General features: G+C 43.9%; 12 protein-coding genes. 10 read left to right on the top strand and 2 right to left on the bottom strand.

Features of this window, described 5'->3' with window-relative positions:
* Positions 1-28: 28 nt before the first annotated feature.
* Positions 29-388: a hypothetical protein gene (locus ACP26M_RS14820; protein ID WP_426580980.1), complete on the bottom strand. Its 360-nt coding sequence runs from the start codon at positions 386-388 to the stop codon at positions 29-31.
* 232 nt (positions 389-620) lie between these two features.
* On the opposite strand from ACP26M_RS14820, the gene ACP26M_RS14815 reads away from it, so the two are divergent.
* From ACP26M_RS14815 to ACP26M_RS14775, 9 genes are all read left to right on the top strand, one after another.
* Entirely contained in the window at positions 621-1064 is a 444-nt protein-coding gene (locus ACP26M_RS14815; protein ID WP_426580978.1) for a hypothetical protein, read from the top strand.
* 122 nt (positions 1065-1186) lie between these two features.
* A complete protein-coding gene (locus tag ACP26M_RS14810; RefSeq protein ID WP_426580976.1) occupies positions 1187-3049 on the top strand; it encodes a glycoside hydrolase family 13 protein in 1863 nt (620 codons plus the stop codon).
* A gap of 44 nt (positions 3050-3093) precedes the next feature.
* The gene (gene pgmB / locus ACP26M_RS14805; RefSeq protein WP_426580974.1) at positions 3094-3744 is read left to right on the top strand and encodes a beta-phosphoglucomutase; all 651 of its coding nucleotides are present in this window, start codon (positions 3094-3096) and stop codon (positions 3742-3744) included.
* A 128-nt stretch (positions 3745-3872) separates the two neighbouring features.
* Complete coding sequence (locus ACP26M_RS14800; RefSeq protein ID WP_426580972.1) at positions 3873-6182, top strand: glycoside hydrolase family 65 protein; 2310 nt, start codon at positions 3873-3875, stop codon at positions 6180-6182.
* Positions 6182-7996 carry an alpha-amylase family glycosyl hydrolase gene (locus ACP26M_RS14795; RefSeq protein WP_426580970.1) on the top strand — a complete coding sequence of 605 codons (1815 nt, stop codon included), beginning with the start codon at positions 6182-6184 and terminating at the stop codon, positions 7994-7996. Before ACP26M_RS14800 ends, ACP26M_RS14795 begins: the two co-directional genes overlap by 1 nt.
* 146 nt (positions 7997-8142) lie before the next feature.
* The gene (locus ACP26M_RS14790; protein WP_426580968.1) at positions 8143-9513 is read left to right on the top strand and encodes an MFS transporter; all 1371 of its coding nucleotides are present in this window, start codon (positions 8143-8145) and stop codon (positions 9511-9513) included.
* A gap of 110 nt (positions 9514-9623) precedes the next feature.
* Positions 9624-12098 carry a TIM-barrel domain-containing protein gene (locus tag ACP26M_RS14785; protein ID WP_426580966.1) on the top strand — a complete coding sequence of 825 codons (2475 nt, stop codon included), beginning with the start codon at positions 9624-9626 and terminating at the stop codon, positions 12096-12098.
* A gap of 406 nt (positions 12099-12504) precedes the next feature.
* Complete coding sequence (gene glgB / locus ACP26M_RS14780) at positions 12505-14751, top strand: 1,4-alpha-glucan branching protein GlgB (RefSeq protein WP_426580964.1); 2247 nt, start codon at positions 12505-12507, stop codon at positions 14749-14751.
* Positions 14752-14849: 98 nt separating this feature from the next.
* A complete protein-coding gene (locus ACP26M_RS14775) occupies positions 14850-15041 on the top strand; it encodes a hypothetical protein (protein WP_091163041.1) in 192 nt (63 codons plus the stop codon).
* Positions 15042-15170: 129 nt separating this feature from the next.
* Here ACP26M_RS14775 and ACP26M_RS14770 read toward each other — a convergent pair whose 3' ends face one another.
* The gene (locus tag ACP26M_RS14770) at positions 15171-16835 is read right to left on the bottom strand and encodes a M1 family metallopeptidase (RefSeq protein ID WP_426580961.1); all 1665 of its coding nucleotides are present in this window, start codon (positions 16833-16835) and stop codon (positions 15171-15173) included.
* A gap of 283 nt (positions 16836-17118) precedes the next feature.
* On the opposite strand from ACP26M_RS14770, the gene ACP26M_RS14765 reads away from it, so the two are divergent.
* Positions 17119-19536, top strand: a complete 2418-nt coding sequence (locus tag ACP26M_RS14765) for an ABC transporter permease (protein ID WP_426580959.1) — start codon at positions 17119-17121, stop codon at positions 19534-19536.
* Positions 19537-19582: the final 46 nt, after the last annotated feature.

Genomic DNA, 19582 nt, shown 5'->3' with positions numbered 1-19582 from the left:
ATCTAAATTGTGTTGATAATTAGTCTAATTACAGCGAGTTGCTGTAAAGGCGGGCGTGGATAATGTGGTTGAGTTCCAGCATTACAAAAGTACCTTCTAAAAGCTCTTTCAGGCTGATGATCTGAGCCAGTGAAAGTACATAACAATGGTCGCAGGCGCAGATGAAAATGATCTCCACGTCAGGATCGGTAGTAGTGTTCAGCAACTTTTGCTCGATGTCGATGGCATAAACCGCTTTGCGTAATTTTAAGAGATTGCGATGATCAAACCGGGCAACCTTACCGGCGAAATCGACATACCAGCAACGCTCTGTATCGCATTGGTAAACGGTACCTGTCTTGGTACTGAAAACGTCGGTCCATAAAGTTAGTTCGGTGGTCGCAATCATATAACGATACAAATATTGGTATTATTTGTAATCAATCCAAATAAACACAAGAAAAAATATTAACAAATTTGCGGAGGTTTGGGGTAGTAAGAGCTTTGGTTGTATTTGACAAACATTGACCCGCTCAATCGCCGCGGGGTGGCTGTTGCTTTTGTCTTGACACAAAAGTAACCAGGAAGTCAAGTCGGCAGACAGGCTTCTTCGCCGTACTGACCAATCCGCCTTCCTCTCCTTGGCCTTTGCCCTGCAAATCGGTCAGATCACGGGCTGCAATTATTTTGCCCAGGCCGCGCGCACCTCAACGTCTGCAAAAACTTGCTATGCTCCTGCAGCCGCACAGGCCACCATTGTTCTGCCGGCTTTCACCCGAAGCTTACCTGCCGACGGGTTTGAGAGAGATACAAGACAGCAAGAGTCAAGAAATAAGACAATGAGAGTCAGGAAGAAAGACAAAAGAGAAGAACTTAATAAGGGAAAAGGCTGTTATAATCTCCAAAACAAAAGTGCGCCGGCGCGACAAAAAAGCGAGCCGGGGAGTATGGCCTGTGGGTGGAAGCATTTTTTTGTCTTGATTTTTTGGTTACTTTTTCATCAAGGAAAAAGTGACTGGGCCCCGCCCGGCCAAGAGGGCGACGATGTAAGTTATAAAACCATAAAATTTGTTATCTGCCAATAGGATACAACAGCAATTCACTTATCTGTAACTTTTTCATACAAGCAATTAATTTTATTATAAATTTGGAGCGTGGTTATGGGCTTGTCTGTAACCTAACCAATTATCCTTTTATCATTTTTTATATGAGAAAAACCTTACTATCCGCCTTATGCTGCTTGCTGGCTGCTTTGGGTGTAAAGGCACAAACGCCTGCACTTGAGCGTGTTGAGCCCATGTCCTGGTGGGTTGGCATGAGCAATCCTAACCTCCAGCTGGTTGTGCATGGCCGCAATATTGCCGCCCGTAATGTAGTGCTTACTTACCCCGGTGTTAAGCTTAAAGCAGTTCATAAAGTTGAAAATCCGAATTATTTGTTTGTCGATCTGCAAATTTTTTCATCAGCTATTCCGGGAACGTTCCCGATAAAATTTAAGAAGGCAGGCGAAAAAGACCTTACGTATAGTTATACACTTAACAAACGCGACAGATCTGCCGGCAGGGTGCAGGGCGTTACCAGTAAAGACCTGATCTATCTCATTATGCCCGACAGGTTTAGCAATGGCGATGCTGCCAACGACTCATTTGATAACCTGCGTGAGCGGGGCATCCACCGCGATTCGATGTTCAGCCGCCATGGGGGGGACCTTCAGGGAATCATGAACCATTTGGATTACCTGAAAAGTTTAGGAGTAACTGCAATCTGGCTTACACCCGAAATTGAGAATGACGAGCCAAGCGCTTCGTATCACGGGTATGCCGTTACCGATTATTATAAGATAGATCCACGGTACGGCACTAATGACCTTTACAAAAAGTTTGTGGAAAAATGCCACAGCATGGGGCTTAAGGTTATTAAAGATCTTGTACATAACCACGCCGGTACCGAAGGTTACCTTATACAGGATATGCCAATGAAAAGTTGGGTACACCAGTGGCCAGCATACACCAAATCAAACTTCAGGGATGCTGCGGTGATGGATCCGCACGCCTCGCCAATGGACCGCAAACTGATGCAGGACGGCTGGTTTGACCACCGCATGGCCGATTTAAACCAAAATAATGTTTACGTGCAAAACTACCTTACCCAAAACCACATCTGGTGGGTGGAGTATGCGGGTATCGACGGTTTCAGGCTGGATACCTATCCTTATAATGAACCTGTTTATATGGCCAAATGGGCAAAAGGAGTAAAAGCCGAATTTCCGAAGCTTTCCATATTTGGCGAAACGCTGGTATGGTCGGCCGCTAACCAGGCATTTTTTACGCAGGGCAATACGGTTAACCGGGGTTTTGATACCCAGCTACCGGGCGTAACCGATGCTGTTTTAAAAGATGCCATTTATGAAGCTATTAATGGTAACGATGGCTGGACAGACGGTGTTGGTCGCTTGTATTCAGTAGTAGCTCAGGACTTTCTATACCAGGATGCTACCCGCAATACCATATTTATGGATAACCACGATATGAGCCGTTTATTATCAATGGTAGGGGAGGATGTTACTAAATACAAATCGGCTATGGCTATGCTGCTGACCATGAGGGGCGTGCCGCAAATGTATTATGGCGATGAGATTCTGATGAAAAACTACTCGAACCCTGATGGTTTGGTACGCGAGGACTTCCCGGGCGGCTGGGCCGGCGATAAGGAAAATAAATTTACCGCCGAAGGCCGCAGTAAAAAAGAAAATGACGCTTTTAATTATGTGAGCAAGCTGGCTAATTATCGCAAAGGCACTACTGCCCTGCAAACCGGTAAAATGATGCAATTTGTACCCGAAAAAGGTATTTATGTTTATTTTAGATATGATGCCCAAAAAACGGTGATGGTCATGTTCAACAGCAGCGATAAGGAACAGGAAACTACTACCGCACGGTATTTTGAGCGTATCGGCGATGCTAAAAAAGCGAAGAATGTACTAACGGATGAAATGATTGGTCTGGATAAAGTCACTATACCAGGCAAGACAACTTTAGTGTTAGAATTAATACCCGGTGTTACCCATTAAAATAATATCTTAGGGGACTAATTCCCTGTGTTTTACCCAAAAAAATGAATACAATAAAAGCCTGTATTTTTGACCTTGACGGTGTGATAGTCGATACTGCCGTTTACCATTATAAAGCCTGGAAAAGGCTGGCCAATTCGCTTGGCTTTGATTTTACTGAACATCAGAACGAACAGCTGAAGGGCGTAAGCCGGGTACGTTCGCTGCAATTGATCCTGGGCTGGGGCGGCGTTACCAAAACAGAAGCCGAGCAGGAGCAGTTGGCTACTCAAAAAAACACCTGGTATATGGAAATGGTAAACCAGATGAAACCCGAAGAGATCCTGCCTGGGGCCAAAGAGTTTTTAACAACCTGCCGTGCGGTAGGTCTTAAAACGGCGCTGGGTTCCGCCAGTAAAAACTCAATGACCATATTAGAGAAAATTGGTATCACCGATATGTTTGATGCAGTAATTGATGGCAACAAGGTAAGCAAAGCTAAGCCTGATCCTGAAGTGTTTTTGGCAGGAGCGCAGGCCCTGGGCGTTCAGCCCGAAGAATGTGTGGTATTTGAAGATGCCATTGCTGGTGTTGAGGCAGCCATTGCCGGGGATATGAAAGTGGTAGGCATTGGCTCGTCCGATGTATTGAAAAGCGCCAACCTGGTTATTAAGGGTTTGGATGAAATGACACTGGATAAATTGTATAAGTTGTAATGATATTAAATGAATCGTCATTGCGAGGAACGAAGCAATCCCCGATAGGCAGAGCGGCTTTGTATGCACGCCCTGTACAGTTCGCGATTGCTTCGTTCCTCGCAATGAAGGTTAAATAAAGTGACTCAATGAAAAACTACATAAAAGCTGATGAGTGGAAGATAATTGAAGAAGGCTTCGATCCTCATTACAATAAAATTTCTGAAAGTATCTTCAGCTTAGGTAATGGCCGCATGGGCCAGCGCGCCAATTTTGAAGAAGCTTACAGCGGCGATACTTTGCTGGGTAACTACGTGGCCGGGGTTTATTACCCGGATAAAACCCGCGTGGGCTGGTGGAAAAACGGCTATCCCGAATATTTTGCCAAAGTGCTTAACGCCGCCAACTGGATTGGTATTGATGTGGTAATTGATGGCGAGCAACTTGACCTTGCTAAATGCGAAGTATTCAGTTTTCGCCGGGAACTAAACATGAAAGAAGGTTACCTGAAGCGCGATTTTAGCGTTAAAACAGCATCGGGTAAAGAAGTAAAAGTAGAGGCTATCCGCTTTTGCAGCATGGCCGACGATGAAACAGGTGCTATCAAATACACCCTTACGCCGTTAAACTTCAGTGGGGCTATCACCTTAACGCCTTCAATTGATGGCGATGTGGTGAACAAAGATTCTAACTATGATGAAAAGTTTTGGGACGAAGCAAGCAAGGCGTCACAAAGCGATGGTGGTTATATCGTAATGCGCACCAAAAAAACAGGCTTTGAGGTTGCTACAGGTATGAAGTTTTGCATCCTTCAAAATGCTGAAGTTATTGAATCAGCTACCGAAGCCATCAAAAAGGAAAAATATGTAGCTGCTAAAATTGATCTGCAGGCAAAACAGGGCGAAAGTATTACCATCATCAAATATGCTGCTAACCTTTCATCGCAAAACTACAAACCCGAAGAGTTGGTTGAGCAGTTAAATGCTACGTTAACTCGTATCAGCGCTAAAGGTTTTGATACCATGCTGGCCGAGCAAGCAGCTGCCTGGGCCGAAAAATGGAAGCATAACGATATTATTATTGATGGCGATGTATCTGCCCAGCAAGCTATCCGTTTTAATATTTACCAGCTTAACCAAACCTATACGGGTGAAGATGATCGCCTGAATATTGGGCCTAAAGGTTTCACCGGTGAAAAATACGGAGGCTCTACTTATTGGGACACCGAGGCTTATTGCGTGCCTTTCTACCTTTCAACAGCACCGCAAAAGGTTACCCGCAATTTGCTGCTTTATCGCTATAAACAGTTAGGTAAAGCCATTGAAAACGCACAATTGCTTGGATTTAAAAATGGCGCTGCCTTATATCCAATGGTTACGATGGATGGTACCGAATGCCATAACGAATGGGAGATCACTTTTGAGGAGATCCATCGTAATGGGGCTATTGCGTTTGCTATTTATAACTATGTGCGTTATACCGGCGATGAAGCTTATTTAGGCGATTACGGTTTTGAAGTATTGTTGGGTATAGCCAGGTTTTGGTCGCAAAGGGTTAACTGGTCGGAGGATAGGCAGCAATATGTAATGCTGGGCGTAACCGGACCAAACGAGTACGAAAACAACGTAAACAACAACTGGTACACCAGCACCATTGCTACCTGGTGCATGCAATATACCGTTGAGGTTGCTGAAAAAGTAAAAGCAGCTGATCCGGAAAAATACGCCGCATTGGTGAGCAAGGTAAGCCTGAATGAGGAAGCCGAATTTGGCCGTTTCATCGATATCATCCAAAAGATGTATTACCCGTACGATGAGAAACGCCGGGTGTTTTTACAGCAGGATGGTTACCTTGATAAAGAACAGATCCTGGTTAAAGACCTGCCTGCCTCAGAGCGACCCATCAACCAAAAATGGAGCTGGGACAGGATCTTGCGTTCATGCTACATTAAACAGGCCGACGTACTGCAGGGGATTTACTTTTTTGAAGATCAGTACGATATAGATACTATTCGCCGCAACTTTGATTTTTACGAGCCGCGTACCGTGCATGAATCATCGTTATCGCCATGCGTGCATGCTATTTTGGCAGCTAAATTGGGAGATGAGGCCCGTGCTTATGAGTTTTACCTGCGCACTGCCCGTTTAGACCTCGACGATTATAACAATGATACTGAGGACGGCTGTCATATCACCTCAATGGCCGGCACCTGGATGGCTGTTGTTGAAGGTTTTGGGGGGATGCGCGTTAAGGATGGCAAGCTTTCGTTTCAGCCGTTCATTCCCGAAAAATGGTCGTCGTTTTCGTTCCATATTGGTTTCCGCGGTGCATTGCTGAATATTAAGGTGAGCAAGGAAGGTGTGCAGATCAAAAATGCCTCGGATGTTGAAACTACGGTGCTGGTTTATGGTAAAGAGCAGTTGGTAAAAGCCAATGATGAATTACTGGTTGAGGCGTAATGAAAAGCAATAAACTATTTACTTGTTTTATTGCTGCAACAATATTGCCTGTTATTACGTTGGCACAGGTAAAACCACATCATACAAAAAAACGCATGGAACAAACTACCAACCATAAGCTCATCATATACCAGTTATTGCCCCGCCTGTTTGGCAATACCAACACGTTTAATAAAACCAATGGATCTATTGAAGAAAATGGTGTTGGCAAGCTGAACGATATCAATGATAAGGCCCTTCAGGAAATTAAGAAAATGGGCTTTACCTATGTTTGGTACACGGGCGTAATTGAGCACGCTACCATGACTGATTATTCGCAATATGGTATTAAAGCCGATGATCCGGATATAGTGAAGGGCAGGGCAGGTTCACCTTATGCAATTAAAGATTATTACGATATCGATCCCGACCTGGCAGTTGATGTTAAAAACCGTATCGGCGAGTACGAAGCGTTGATCAAACGTACCCACAACAATGGTTTAAAAGTATTGATGGATTTGGTTCCAAACCACGTAGCCCGTACCTATAGTTCGGACGTTAAACCGGCCGGTGTACGGGATTTTGGCCAGGATGATGATAAGAGCAAAGCTTTTAGCCCAACCAATGATTTTTACTATATGCCTGGCCAGCCTTTTGTTGTGCCGTCGGGCTATAATCCCGGAGGTGATGAATTCAAAAGTCTGATGAAGGATGGGCATTTTGATGAAAACCCAGCCAAAGCAACCGGTAACGATGTTTTCAGCGCTGCACCATCTATCAATGATTGGTTCGAGACCATGAAGCTGAACTACGGTGTTGACTACATGGATCATCGCCGCGGTCATTTCGACCCCATCCCCCCGCTTTGGAATAAGGTTTATGATATCCTGCATTACTGGAGCGAAAAAGGTGTCGACGGTTTCCGCTGCGATATGGTGGAAATGGTGCCGATTGAATTTTGGGGATGGGTGATCCCCAAACTAAAAGCCGAACATCCTGGTTTGGTATTCATTGGTGAAGCTTACGATAAAGGAAAATATAACGATTATATTTATAAAGGCAAGTTTGATTACCTGTACGATAAGGTAGGCCTGTACGATGCCATCAAACGCCTTACCCGCGATGAGCATAAGTCATCAACCTGGGAAATCAATGCTGTTTGGAACCATGATAGCAAAGGCATCGACGAGCACATGCTCCGGTTTATGGAAAACCATGATGAGCAACGCATTGCCTCAAATGATTTCGCAGGTAATCCCTGGCTGGCTGTACCGGGCATGATCGTAACAGCCACGTTAAATACCGGCCCGGTGATGGTTTACTTTGGCCAGGAAGTAGGCGAACCTGCTATAGGCAACGAAGGCTTTAGCGGTAATGACGGCCGCACTTCCATCTTTGATTACTGGGGAGTGCCTGAGTATCAAAAATGGGTGAATAATCACGAGTACGATGGCGCGAAATTATCGGCAGATCAACAAAAGCTTCGTGGCTTTTACTACAACCTGCTTACTGCAGTGCACAATAGTGAAGCTCTTAAATCGGGCGCTTTCTATGAGCTGATGATAGCTAATGAACATCAGCCGGGCTTTGATACCCGTTTGTATATCTACGCCCGTTATACCAACAATCAACGTATATTAGTAATAACCAATTTTAACCGGAGTGAGCGTAAACTAACCGTAAAGCTTCCGGAAGACCTGTTAACAAAATTAAATCAAAGCGGCCATAAACAATTCACCGATCTGCTAAGCGGCGCTAAATTCAATACCGATGATATACGTAATGGTGTTGAAGTAAGCCTGCCAGCCATGGGCGGATTGTTGCTGGAGTTTTAAATTATACCAATGCGCTTCTCGCGCCGTCATTGCGAGGAACGAAGCAATCCCCAATATGCAGAGCAACTTTGCAGGTTCGCCCTGTAATGTTTGGGATTGCTTCGTTCCTCGCAATGACGAAAAAGAGACAGACTAATAAACCAATTATGAGTAAACCAACCATCGCGCAAAAGCCACGGTTAAGCTTTTGGCAGATCTTTAACATGAGCTTCGGCTTTTTGGGCATCCAGTTTGGTTTTGCCTTACAAACGGGTAACGCCAGTCGTATCCTGCAGACTTTTGGGGCCGATGTGGAGCATCTGTCGTGGTTTTGGTTGGCCGCGCCTATAACAGGTATGGTTGTTCAGCCTATCATTGGTCATTACAGCGACAGGACCTGGAACCGCCTTGGTCGCCGCCGCCCTTACTTTTTAACAGGCGCTATTTTATCGGGTTTAGCGTTATTCTTTATGCCAAATTCATCCATGTTGGCAGCATTTATTCCACCTATCGTAGTAGGCGCGGGCATGCTCATGATCATGGATGCTTCGTTCAACGTAGCTATGGAGCCTTTCAGAGCATTGGTGGCTGATAACCTGCCCGATAGCCAGCATACAACCGGTTTTTCCATGCAAACCTGTTTGATAGGTGTAGGCGCTGTAATTGGTTCATGGCTACCTTATGTTTTTGCCGAATGGTTTGGAATAGCCAAAACAGCCGATCAGGGCATTGTGCCTAATAATGTGCTGTATTCCTTTTACATTGGTGCGGCGGTTTTAATAGGTGCTATTTTGTGGACTGTGGTCCGCACTAAAGAATATCCCCCCGAAGTTTATGCTACCTTTCATGAAAAGGACGAAACGGTATCTGGGCATAAGGGCGGTTTGTTGGAGATCTTCTCCGACCTCGTCAACATGCCTAAAACCATGAAGCAGCTGGGATTGGTACAGTTCTTTTCCTGGTTTGCGCTTTTCTCTATGTGGGTATTTACAACCCCGGCAGTTGTTGATCATGTTTACCATATCCCGGCAGGGGATACTTCTTCGGCAGCCTATAATGATGCCGCCAACTGGGTAAATGTATTGTTTGGTGTATATAATTTAGTATCGGCAGTGTATGCTTTGTTATTGCCCCGCATAGTTAAAAAACTGAGCCGAAAAAAAGCGCATGCGTTTTCATTAACTATGGGCGGTTTAGGGTTAATCTCCGTATTCTTTATTCCTGATCCCCGTCTGCTGATCTTGTCAATGATTGGTGTCGGTTTGGCTTGGGGTAGTATCCTTGCTATGCCTTATGCTATTCTATCAAGCTCAATACCAGCCAAAAAGATAGGCGTGTACATGGGCATTTTTAATTTCTTTATTACTTTTCCGCAAATAGTTAATGGCATTATTGGTGGTCCGATAGTGAAGTATGCATACAGCGGGCATGCCATTTATGCTTTGGTGATGGCCGGTATTTTTATGTTCCTGGGGGCGACAGCCGTTCTTTTTGTTCAGGATGGTAAGAAAATTCAAATAATTGAAGCTGCAAATTGAATAAAAATTAAGGATTTGGCACGGTTAATGGTTTTTCGTTAATTCAATTATTGTATATTGCGTAGTAAGTACACTTTATACATCTTTGCAGAAGCCACTAATTTGTTTGAATGGAAAGTAATACCCCAAATCCGGAGTTGATAACCAGTAAGTTAATTGAAGCAGAAAACTTACTTGAAGAAGAAGAGGAATTTCACCATCTTAATAACCCTGCCGATGGTATTAAGCCGGTTGTAAAAAAGTATCTCGGTGTACCCAATCATGCCGATCAGGTGGGGAATAAGTTCTACTTTACTGATGGCGATGCTAAAGTTGAAGTAATAGTTGTTACCGACGAGATTATCCGTGTAAGGCTTGCGCCGCATAGCGTTTTTTTAGATGATTTTTCATACGGGGTACCTAAGCTGCCAACCAAGGCGGCAGGTTTTACTTTGCATGAAGATGATAATGAATTTCGGGTATCTACTTATAAAGTGAATTGCCATATCCGCAAAAAGGATTTCTTTATCTCTTTTTCAGATAGCAGCAACCATGTAACCAGCATCGATGCTGTGCCAATGCATTGGGAAGAGAACGTGCAGGCGGGCGGTTATTATGTGTTTTGCACCAAAACCTGCGCACCCGACGAAAGTTTCTTTGGCTTAGGCGATAAACCGACCGAATTTAACCTGCGCGGCAAAAGGCTAAAAAACTGGAACACTGATGCCTACTCGTTTCAGTGGAACCAGGACCCTTTGTACCGCAGTATCCCTTTTTACATAAGCGTAAACGAGGGTATAGCACACGGTATCTTTTTTGATAATACATTTAAAGCGCAATTTGACTTTGGCGCCGAAGACAGGACTAAAACAAGTTTTTGGGCAGATGGTGGGGAATTGCAATATTACTATATCCACGGGCCGCACATGATGGACGTGGTAAAAAGCTATCATACCCTAACGGGTACGCACCCTATGCCGCCGCTTTGGGCGCTGGGTTATCACCAATGCCGCTGGAGCTATTATCCTGAAGCTAAGGTTAGGAAGATAGCCAAAGGTTTCCGCGAAAACCAAATCCCTTGTGATGGTATCTACCTGGATATCGATTATATGGATGGTTACCGCTGCTTTACCTGGAACCGTAAGTATTTCCCCGATCCTAAAAAAATGATCAGCGAGCTTGCGGCTGATGGCTTTAAAACCGTGGTAATTATTGATCCGGGGATCCGTGTGGATGACAACTACGAGGTATTCAGGGAGGGTAAGGAGAAGCGATATTTCTGCCGCCGAAGCGATGATTATTTTATGGAAGGCCACGTATGGCCGGGCCGTTGCCAGTTTCCTGATTTTACCAATCCTGAAGTACGCGAATGGTGGGGCGGCTTGTTTGACGAACTGGTACAAATGGGCGTTGCCGGTGTTTGGAACGATATGAATGAGCCTGCTGTATTTGGTGCCGGTACCTTCCCTGATGATGTGCGTCACCAGTACGATGGTTACCGTGGATCACACCGCAAGGCACATAATATTTATGGCATGCAGATGGTACGCTCAACCTACGAGGGTTTGCGCAAGATCATGAAAAACAAACGCCCTTTTACCATTACAAGGGCAGGTTACTCGGGCGTACAACGCTTTTCATCGGTGTGGACTGGTGACAACGTGGCCTCATGGGAACACCTTAAGCTGGGTAATATCCAGTGTCAGCGTTTGTCGATATCGGGCATACCATTTTGCGGTACCGACATTGGCGGTTTTAGCGGAGAGCCCGATGGCGAACTGTTTACCCGCTGGATCCAGATGGGCACCTTTTCGCCGTTTATGCGTGCGCACTCGGCAGGTGATACCAAAGAGCGTGAACCGTGGAGTTTTGGAGAGCCATTCACGGCAATCAACCGTAAGTTTATCGAACTGCGTTACCGTTTGATCCCCTACCTGTACTCAACTTTTTGGGAGCACCACCGCTATGGCTTCCCTATTTTAAGGCCGATAGTGATGCACGAGCAGGACACACAGCTAAACCATTTCCGCCAGGATGAGTTTACATATGGCGATAAGATATTGGTTTGCCCGGTAATGGAGCCAGGTCAGATCAAACGCAATGTATATCTGCCTAAAGGTAAATGGTACAACTTCTGGACTTATGAGCTTGTTGACGGCGGCCAGGAAGTATCAGTAGATACCCCGCTTGAGACTATGCCGGTATTTATAAAAGCCGGTTCGGTGATACCTGAATACCCGGTAATGCAGTATGTTGGCCACAAAGAGATTGAAGAAGTAAAGCTGAATATTTACTATACCGATTATGAAGTAAATTCATTCCTGTTTGAAGATTACGGCGAAACCTTTGCTTACGAGCAGGATATTTATCTGGAGAAAAAGTTTGTGGTAAATGGCAGCAGCAAAAATTTAACCATTGATCAGAGCCTGGAAGGTTTGTATACCCCACGCTATGACGGCTATCATTTTAACCTGATAGGTTTGCCGTTTACGCCATCAAAAATAAAAGTAGATGGCAAAGAGGTAAAAGAATTTCAACTAAATGATGATAAAACGGTAGAATTTAAATACAGTAAAAACTTTAAACATATTGAAATAAGCAGATAGTATTTAGAAGAGGTTAAAGCTGAAGAGCAAAAGGTTAAAGGTAGCTGTAGCCTTGTAAATCAAGAAAAAAAACCTTTATAGCTTTGCTCACGTTAAGGCTATCTCATTAAAACGCCATTGCTACTGCAATGGCGTTTTTTGTATGAATTCGAATTTATTGGATTAGATGAACGGACAGAATGCTTAGTAAATTTAATAAATTCTCTTAATTCAATAAATCAGTTCAGACAAGTTATCCTGTTAATTCTCAAATTCGGTAAATTCTGATTCAGACAATCTTCCCTTCAAAAATAAATCTCCAAAACCCTGCATAATATATTAATCCTGTTATATTTGATTACATATAAACCAAACTCATTCCTGTGATTTGGGTTATCTACTAACACCCTAACAGGTTATCTATATCATGGCCAAAAAAACAACTAAAACCGAGAACCCCTTACCGGATACAAAGCCTGTAAAGGAAAAAAAAGCCGTCACTAAGGTCAAAGCCGATAAAGTAACGCCTGAAACAGGAGCCCCGGAACCTAAACAAGCAGTTAAAACAAAAACAGTGGCTGCCGAAAAGCCTGTTGTTGCAGGGAAAGCTGCACCGGTTAAAACAAAATCGATTGCTGCTGAAAAGCCTGCTGCCATTAAAAAAGCTGCGCATGCTAAGCAGAAAGCGGTGAATGCCAATAACCCGACAGAAATTACCCCGCAACCTGTAACGCTTAAAGCCGTTGAACCATACAGCCGTTTTACGGATTTTGATATCAGTTTATTTAAGTCGGGCAAACATTATAAGCTGTATGAAAAACTGGGTTCGCATGTAGTGGAATATCTGGGTGTTATTGGGACTTATTTTGCCGTTTGGGCTCCAAATGCACAATACGTAGCGGTAATAGGCAACTTTAACGGCTGGGACCGCGGTTCGCATAGCTTGAATGCCCGCTGGGATTCATCGGGTATTTGGGAAGGTTTTATTCCAAATATTGGCAATGGCGAAACGTATAAATACTATATCAAATCATCAACCGGCGAAGACCTGGAAAAAAGCGATCCTTTCGCCCTGCGCTGGGAATTGCCTCCACGTACAGCCTCTATAGTTGCCGATACTTTTTATGAGTGGAAGGATCAGGATTGGATGCAGAACCGTCATGAACATAACGCACTCGACAGGCCATATTCGGTTTACGAAGTGCATTTGGGTTCATGGGCGCGTAATCCCGAAAGTCCGGACGAGTTTTTAACTTACACTCAGCTTGCCGAAAAGATGGTGCCTTATGTAAAGGAAATGGGCTTTACGCACGTGGAGTTCATGCCCATTATGGAACACCCGTACTATCCAAGCTGGGGCTACCAGGTAAGTGGTTATTTTGCAGCGGCATCGCGCTACGGTACACCACAACAACTGATGTACCTGATTGAAGAATTTCATAAAGCCAGTATTGGCGTAATCCTGGATTGGGTGCCTTCGCACTTTCCGGGAGATATCCATGCACTGTATAAATTTGACGGTACACACCTTTATGAGCATGCTGATGCCCGCAAAGGCTTTCACCCCGACTGGAAATCATACATTTTTAACTATGGCCGCAACGAGGTAAGGGCTTTTCTGATCAGCAACGCGCTGTTTTGGCTGGAAAGGTATCATGCCGATGGTTTACGCGTTGACGCGGTGGCCTCAATGCTGTACCTTGATTATTCGCGCAAGCATGGCGAATGGGAAGCTAACAGGTATGGCGGTAACGAAAACCTCGAAGCTATATCATTTCTGAAAGAATTTAACGAAGCTGTTTACAGCCATTTTCCATCGGTACAAACCATAGCTGAAGAATCTACGTCATTTACAGGCGTTAGTCGCCCGGTTTATTTAGGGGGTCTGGGCTTTGGGATGAAATGGATGATGGGCTGGATGCATGACACTATCGATTACTTTCATGAGGATCCTATCCACCGTAAATACCATCATAACGAAATAACTTTTAGCACCATATATGCCTTTACCGAAAACTTTATGCTGCCTTTCTCGCACGATGAGGTAGTTTATGGCAAAGGCAGCATGTTACGCAAAATGCCCGGCGATGAGTGGAGGCAGTTTGCAAACCTGAGACTGATGTACGGATATATGTTCACACACCCCGGCTCAAAACTACTCTTTATGGGCGGCGAATTTGGGCAGGGCGATGAATGGGATTTCGGCAAATCGTTACAGTGGCATGTGTTGCAGTATCCAAATCACCAGGGTATTAGCGAAACAGTTAAGGCGTTGAACCATTTATACCGTACAGAGCCCGCGCTGTATGAAAAAGCCTTTTCACACCAGGGTTTTGAATGGGTTGACGGCGGCAATGCCAACGATTCCATACTGGTTTACCGTCGGATGGGACACGATAGTAAAAACGACCTGATGATCATCCTGAACATGACCCCTGTTGTGCGCCGCGATTATCGCATAGGCGTACCCGCTGCCGGTAAGTGGAAAGAGATCTTTAATTCGGATAACGAAAAATACTGGGGCAGCGGCATCATCAATTATGAGCCTGTAAACAGCGACCAGGTAAGCTGGCATGGCAAAAGCCAGTCTATCAAAATTACTATACCGCCGCTTGCGGCTGCTGTGTTTAAACTGGTACCCGATGTGCCTGCTAAATATGAGCTGAAACGGTAACCAGCTTTGAAAGACTTACGAAGTTCTAATACTTCGTAAGTCTTGATTTTTAGGTAAACAAGTTCAGGATGCCACTGTTGTTATTATGTAAATAGCCTATGAACCCCAAATTCAAATATCTTTATCTTATAGGTGGTATAGTTGCCACGATATTGTTTATTGTGCAAATTGTGGCTACCTATCCAAAGCCTAATACAGTTGGGGTAATCCTTGGCGCTCTGCCAGCTTTGGCCTTGTTTTACTTATCGTACAAGGCTTATCATGTTAAAAAGGATAATGAGTTGATGTGAGATAAACTTAGAGATTAGAAGGCGATTCTATCCTCCTGCAATACCGCACATTGCCTATAATAATCTCTCTTTTGTTTTTTTTTGCCCAATAACCTGTGAGGCGGACCAGGTACCTGGTTGATATTTAACTTATTCAACGATTTTTGCCTTGATGTAAAAGTCAGGATCAATAGCTAATGAGTCGACAGCAGGAAGATATTCTAATTTCAGTGACTGCCAGTTCGTTGAGGGGGTAATCCAACGTTGATCAATCAATTTGATTTTAACCGGCATGGTAAAAGCGTCTATGCAATTTGTAAATCTGTATTCGAAGTTTTTTCCATCAATTTTATATTCCAATACAGGGATCTGTGCGGTTCTTAAATATTGGTCAAACATCTTGCTGAAATCTTTTTTGCCGATTTTACTGATATAGTTTTCTATCTGTACCGAATTTACCGATTGGTGATAAAAGCTTCTGTTAAGTCCTCGTAACACTTCCCTAAATTTATCGTCATTATTGATAATAGCCTGTAACATGTGGATTAAAACCCAGCCCTTCAGATAGGCGTCTTCGCCTCCGTCTTTAAAAATATTGTCGGGAGAAATTACAGGAGCCTTGTTGCCTATCCGATTGTTGGTTCTGCTTAAAAAGAAATCATGGGACGCTTTTGGCCCATAAAGATCGGCGATAACCAATTCCTCTGCATAGCCGGCAAAGCCTTCCTGTAACCAGCCGTAGGCAGGATCATTTGCCGTTATGCTGTTGCCAAACCATTCGTGCGCTGTTTCATGAACTATCATCCGGTCGGTTTTTTGATCCCAATAAGTTAGCCGTTTGGGATTAAGGCCAAAGCGGCCCAATCTAAACTTGTTTCCATAGCCGATAGCGCTTTGATGTTCCATTCCTATATATGGTGCTTCAACCATCTTAAAGCCGTCACTGTAAAATGGGTATGGGCCAAACCAGTGCTCAAATGATGTTAAAGTTTTTCGAACTTCGGCAACCATGTAACCTTTTACCTTTTCCTGGTTATAATCCAGTACCCAAAAATCCAGATCAAGGTTACCGCGCTCGCCCTTAAATTTGTCACTTACATGTTCATATTTTCCTATATAAAAGGTAAGCCCATAATTATTTATAGGGTTGTTCACCGCCCAGGTGTAGCTTGAGGTGCCGTCTGTATTTTTAAGTTGCCGCTGAAGCCTTCCATTTGAAACCGCAACTAATGTATCTGGGGTAATTATAGTAACCGAAGCGCCTTTATCGGGTTTATCGCCAATGTAAACCTTACATGGAAACCATGCACTCGCGCCCGGCAATTGACAGGCTACAGCCATCCATGGTCTGCCTACAGAGTCCTTTTGCCATACCAAACCACCATCCCATGGAGGGTTAACTGATTGTTTTGGTTTGCCCGAATAGTAAATCGTAATGTTTTGAATGTTATTTTTTGACCGTTGTAGGGGCTTTACAAACCATGCATCGCCGTTTTGTATAAAAGATAACTTTGCGTTCCCTGTTTTGATGCTATCTATTTTTAGAGGCGATTGCAGATCTACTTGCATGAGCCCGGTGTGTTTATTTTTAACAATCTTATATTGAATAATATTGCTACCGCAGATCGTTTGATTAATGTAATCTGGTTTTATGGTCAGATCATAGCGCAGAACATCCCACCAAGCCCTTTCTGGCGTTATCGACCCTTTTAAAGTATCCTGGTGCGTTGGTTTGATTGGCCTATCGTTTTGTTGTGCAATTAATTTGCAGGTTAACAAGCTTAGGATTATAAACGTAAATGTTTTTTTAGTCATAGATAAGTATCTTGTAGGCGTGATGTATCGTTGGTTATTGCCAACCTTGAGCCACTAAAATAAGGAAATTTCACTTGCAGGAGTTTTTATTAAACGTCCCAACGACTTATAAATCCCCACCTTCAATTTTTAATCACGAATTTCCAGACCAATCCACAACCGCACAATCACTGTTCGAAAACGAACAGTTTCGTAGATTGGTTTCAGCGCAAGTCACTTGTAGTCAGTAATTTAAAAATAGGGCATGCAATTGGCTAATTGTCAGGCATAAACCATTACAATTATGCTTAAAAATTATTTGCTGGTTGCGTTTAGAAACCTTTCTAAGAACAAAGCCTTCTCCGCTATCAATATAGTAGGGTTGGCTATTGGCATGGCAGCATGCCTGCTCATTTTGCAATACGTTAGCTTTGAGCTTAGTTTCGATGATTTTCACGTCAAAAAAGATCGTGTATTCCGCATCAATCAGGACAGGTATAATAACGGCAAGCTGAGCACCCAATGGGCTGGCGGGGCTTTTGCACCTGGTACAGCTTTTAAAACTGAGCTCCCCGAAATTGAGGAGTACATAAAGATAGTAAGAGCGGGCCAAACCATCGCTAACTATAAGGATCAGAAAATGGTGATCCAGAATGTTTACTATGTAAGCGATGCCTTTTTTAAAATATTTACTTTTCCGCTGATAAATGGCGATCCTAACACGGCCCTTAAAGAACCTAACACGGCAGTAATTACACGGCAAATTGCCGATAAGCTTTTTCATGGCGTAAACCCTGTTGGCCAAACCTTGTATATCAATACAGATAAGCCGCTTAAAATTACCGGTATAATAGAAAATATGCCTGGCAACACGCACATGAATTTCGATATCATGCAATCGTACGCAACATTTCAGAAAGAAAACCCTCCAAATAAAGAGGACGATATTGATAACGCTTGGCTTAACGACGGTTGTACAACCTATTTGCTGTTAAAGCCCGGTGTTGATCCGCGTAAATTGGAGGCTAAGTTTATCCCGATAGTAAAGAAAGCTTATGATAAGTATCCCGGATCGGGCGAAGGCGGCGTTTATACACTGCAGCCCGTTAAGGATATCCATCTGTACTCCAACAGAATGCTTGAGTTTCAGCCTAATGGCGATGGCAAATCGGTTTACCTGCTTTTGGGCATTGCTATTTTCGTGATCATTATCGCCTGGATCAATTATATCAACCTGGCTACGGCCCGTGGCATTGGCAGGGCTAAAGAGGTTGGCGTACGTAAAACCCTCGGCTCGGCAAAAGCGCAACTCATTGCCCAGTTTATGCTGGAAGCTATGATGCTTAACGCCATGGCTATTGGCCTTGCATTACTTATCATTATGGCTTGCTTGCCTGTATTCGCCAATATTTCCGGCATGCAGATGGGCTTTACCTTATTTACTAAAGCAACTTTTTGGCTGGCTGTTTTGGGAATTTTTGTGTTGGGCTCATTCTTCAGCGGTTTTTACCCGGCTATAGTCTTATCGGCGTTCAGGCCGGTTGAAGTGATGAAAGGCAAGATCTTAGCATCGCCAGGGGGAGTGATATTACGTAAGGCAATGGTGGTATTCCAGTTTGCTGCCTCGATATTTTTATTGATAGGGTCGCTTACGGTTTTCAAACAACTTAAATACATGCAGAGCCAAAAGTTAGGGGTAAAAATAGACCAAACGCTGGTCATTAAGGCTCCCTTGGTGAAGGTAGATTCATTTTATCGCAGCATGAGCTCATTTAAACACGAATGCCTGGCACAATCCGCCGTTAAAAGCGTAACTGTATCAACCTCAATTCCAGGCGAACCTGTACACTGGAATGCAGGCGGAATTAAATTGGTGGGATCCGATCAAAGCACAAGCAAGCAATACCGCATCGTTGGTGCCGATTATGATTACCTTAATGCCTACGATATTAAGCTGATAGCCGGTCGTAAGTTTTCAAAGGGGTTTGGCGACGAGCTGCACAAGGTAGTATTTAACAAAAAGGCGGTTGACCAATTAGGTTTTACCAAACCTGCCGATGCCCTGGGCAAACGCATTGATTTTTGGGGAGATGTTTATGAGATAATAGGCGTGGCCGATAATTTCCATCAGCAATCGTTACATGATGCTTATGATGCGATGATCTTCCGTTGTATCCCTGATGTACGCGGACCCGTATCTGTAAAGATAAGCACCACCAATTTACCCCAAACCATTGCGGAATTAAAGAAAACCTGGGCGAGCTTTTTCCCCGGCGACCAGTTTGATTATTTCTTTTTAGACCAGCATTTTAACGAGCAATACAAAACCGATCAACGCTTTGGGCAGGTATTTGGCGTATTTACCGGCATCGCCATTTTTGTGGCCTGTTTGGGATTATTTGGCCTCGTGTCATACACCATTGTACAGCGCACCAAGGAAATCGGCATCCGCAAGGTACTGGGAGCTTCGGTAAACAGTATTTTAAAATTGTTGTATAAAGATTTTGCCCTGTTGGTAGTAGTGTCGTTTGTAATTTCGGCACCAATAGGCTGGTACGCTATTCATCAATGGCTGCAAACATATGCTTTCAGGATGGATATTAACCTCTTCCTGTTCGTTATTCCATTCTTCCTGGTATTGTTGGTTGCCTTTTCAACGGTCTCGTTTTTGAGCGTGAAAGCAGCGCTGATGAACCCGGTAAAGAGTTTGAAGACGGAGTAGTAAACAAAAACACGTCATTATAAGGTACGAAGCAATCGTACGAAAG

The sequence above is a fragment of the Mucilaginibacter sp. R-33 genome (assembly GCF_049949235.1).
Taxonomy (GTDB): Bacteria; Bacteroidota; Bacteroidia; order Sphingobacteriales; family Sphingobacteriaceae; genus Mucilaginibacter.
This window is presented reverse-complemented; position numbering and strand designations above follow the sequence as displayed.

Coding starts and splice junctions, on each gene's coding strand:
- ACP26M_RS14820 (WP_426580980.1), bottom strand. CDS start 388: ATGATTGCGACCACCGAACTAACTTTATGGACCGACGTTTTCAGTACC.
- ACP26M_RS14810 (WP_426580976.1), top strand. CDS start 1,187: ATGAGAAAAACCTTACTATCCGCCTTATGCTGCTTGCTGGCTGCTTTG.
- pgmB (WP_426580974.1), top strand. CDS start 3,094: ATGAATACAATAAAAGCCTGTATTTTTGACCTTGACGGTGTGATAGTC.
- ACP26M_RS14800 (WP_426580972.1), top strand. CDS start 3,873: ATGAAAAACTACATAAAAGCTGATGAGTGGAAGATAATTGAAGAAGGC.
- ACP26M_RS14795 (WP_426580970.1), top strand. CDS start 6,182: ATGAAAAGCAATAAACTATTTACTTGTTTTATTGCTGCAACAATATTG.
- ACP26M_RS14790 (WP_426580968.1), top strand. CDS start 8,143: ATGAGTAAACCAACCATCGCGCAAAAGCCACGGTTAAGCTTTTGGCAG.
- ACP26M_RS14785 (WP_426580966.1), top strand. CDS start 9,624: ATGGAAAGTAATACCCCAAATCCGGAGTTGATAACCAGTAAGTTAATT.
- glgB (WP_426580964.1), top strand. CDS start 12,505: ATGGCCAAAAAAACAACTAAAACCGAGAACCCCTTACCGGATACAAAG.
- ACP26M_RS14775 (WP_091163041.1), top strand. CDS start 14,850: ATGAACCCCAAATTCAAATATCTTTATCTTATAGGTGGTATAGTTGCC.
- ACP26M_RS14770 (WP_426580961.1), bottom strand. CDS start 16,835: ATGACTAAAAAAACATTTACGTTTATAATCCTAAGCTTGTTAACCTGC.
- ACP26M_RS14765 (WP_426580959.1), top strand. CDS start 17,119: ATGCTTAAAAATTATTTGCTGGTTGCGTTTAGAAACCTTTCTAAGAAC.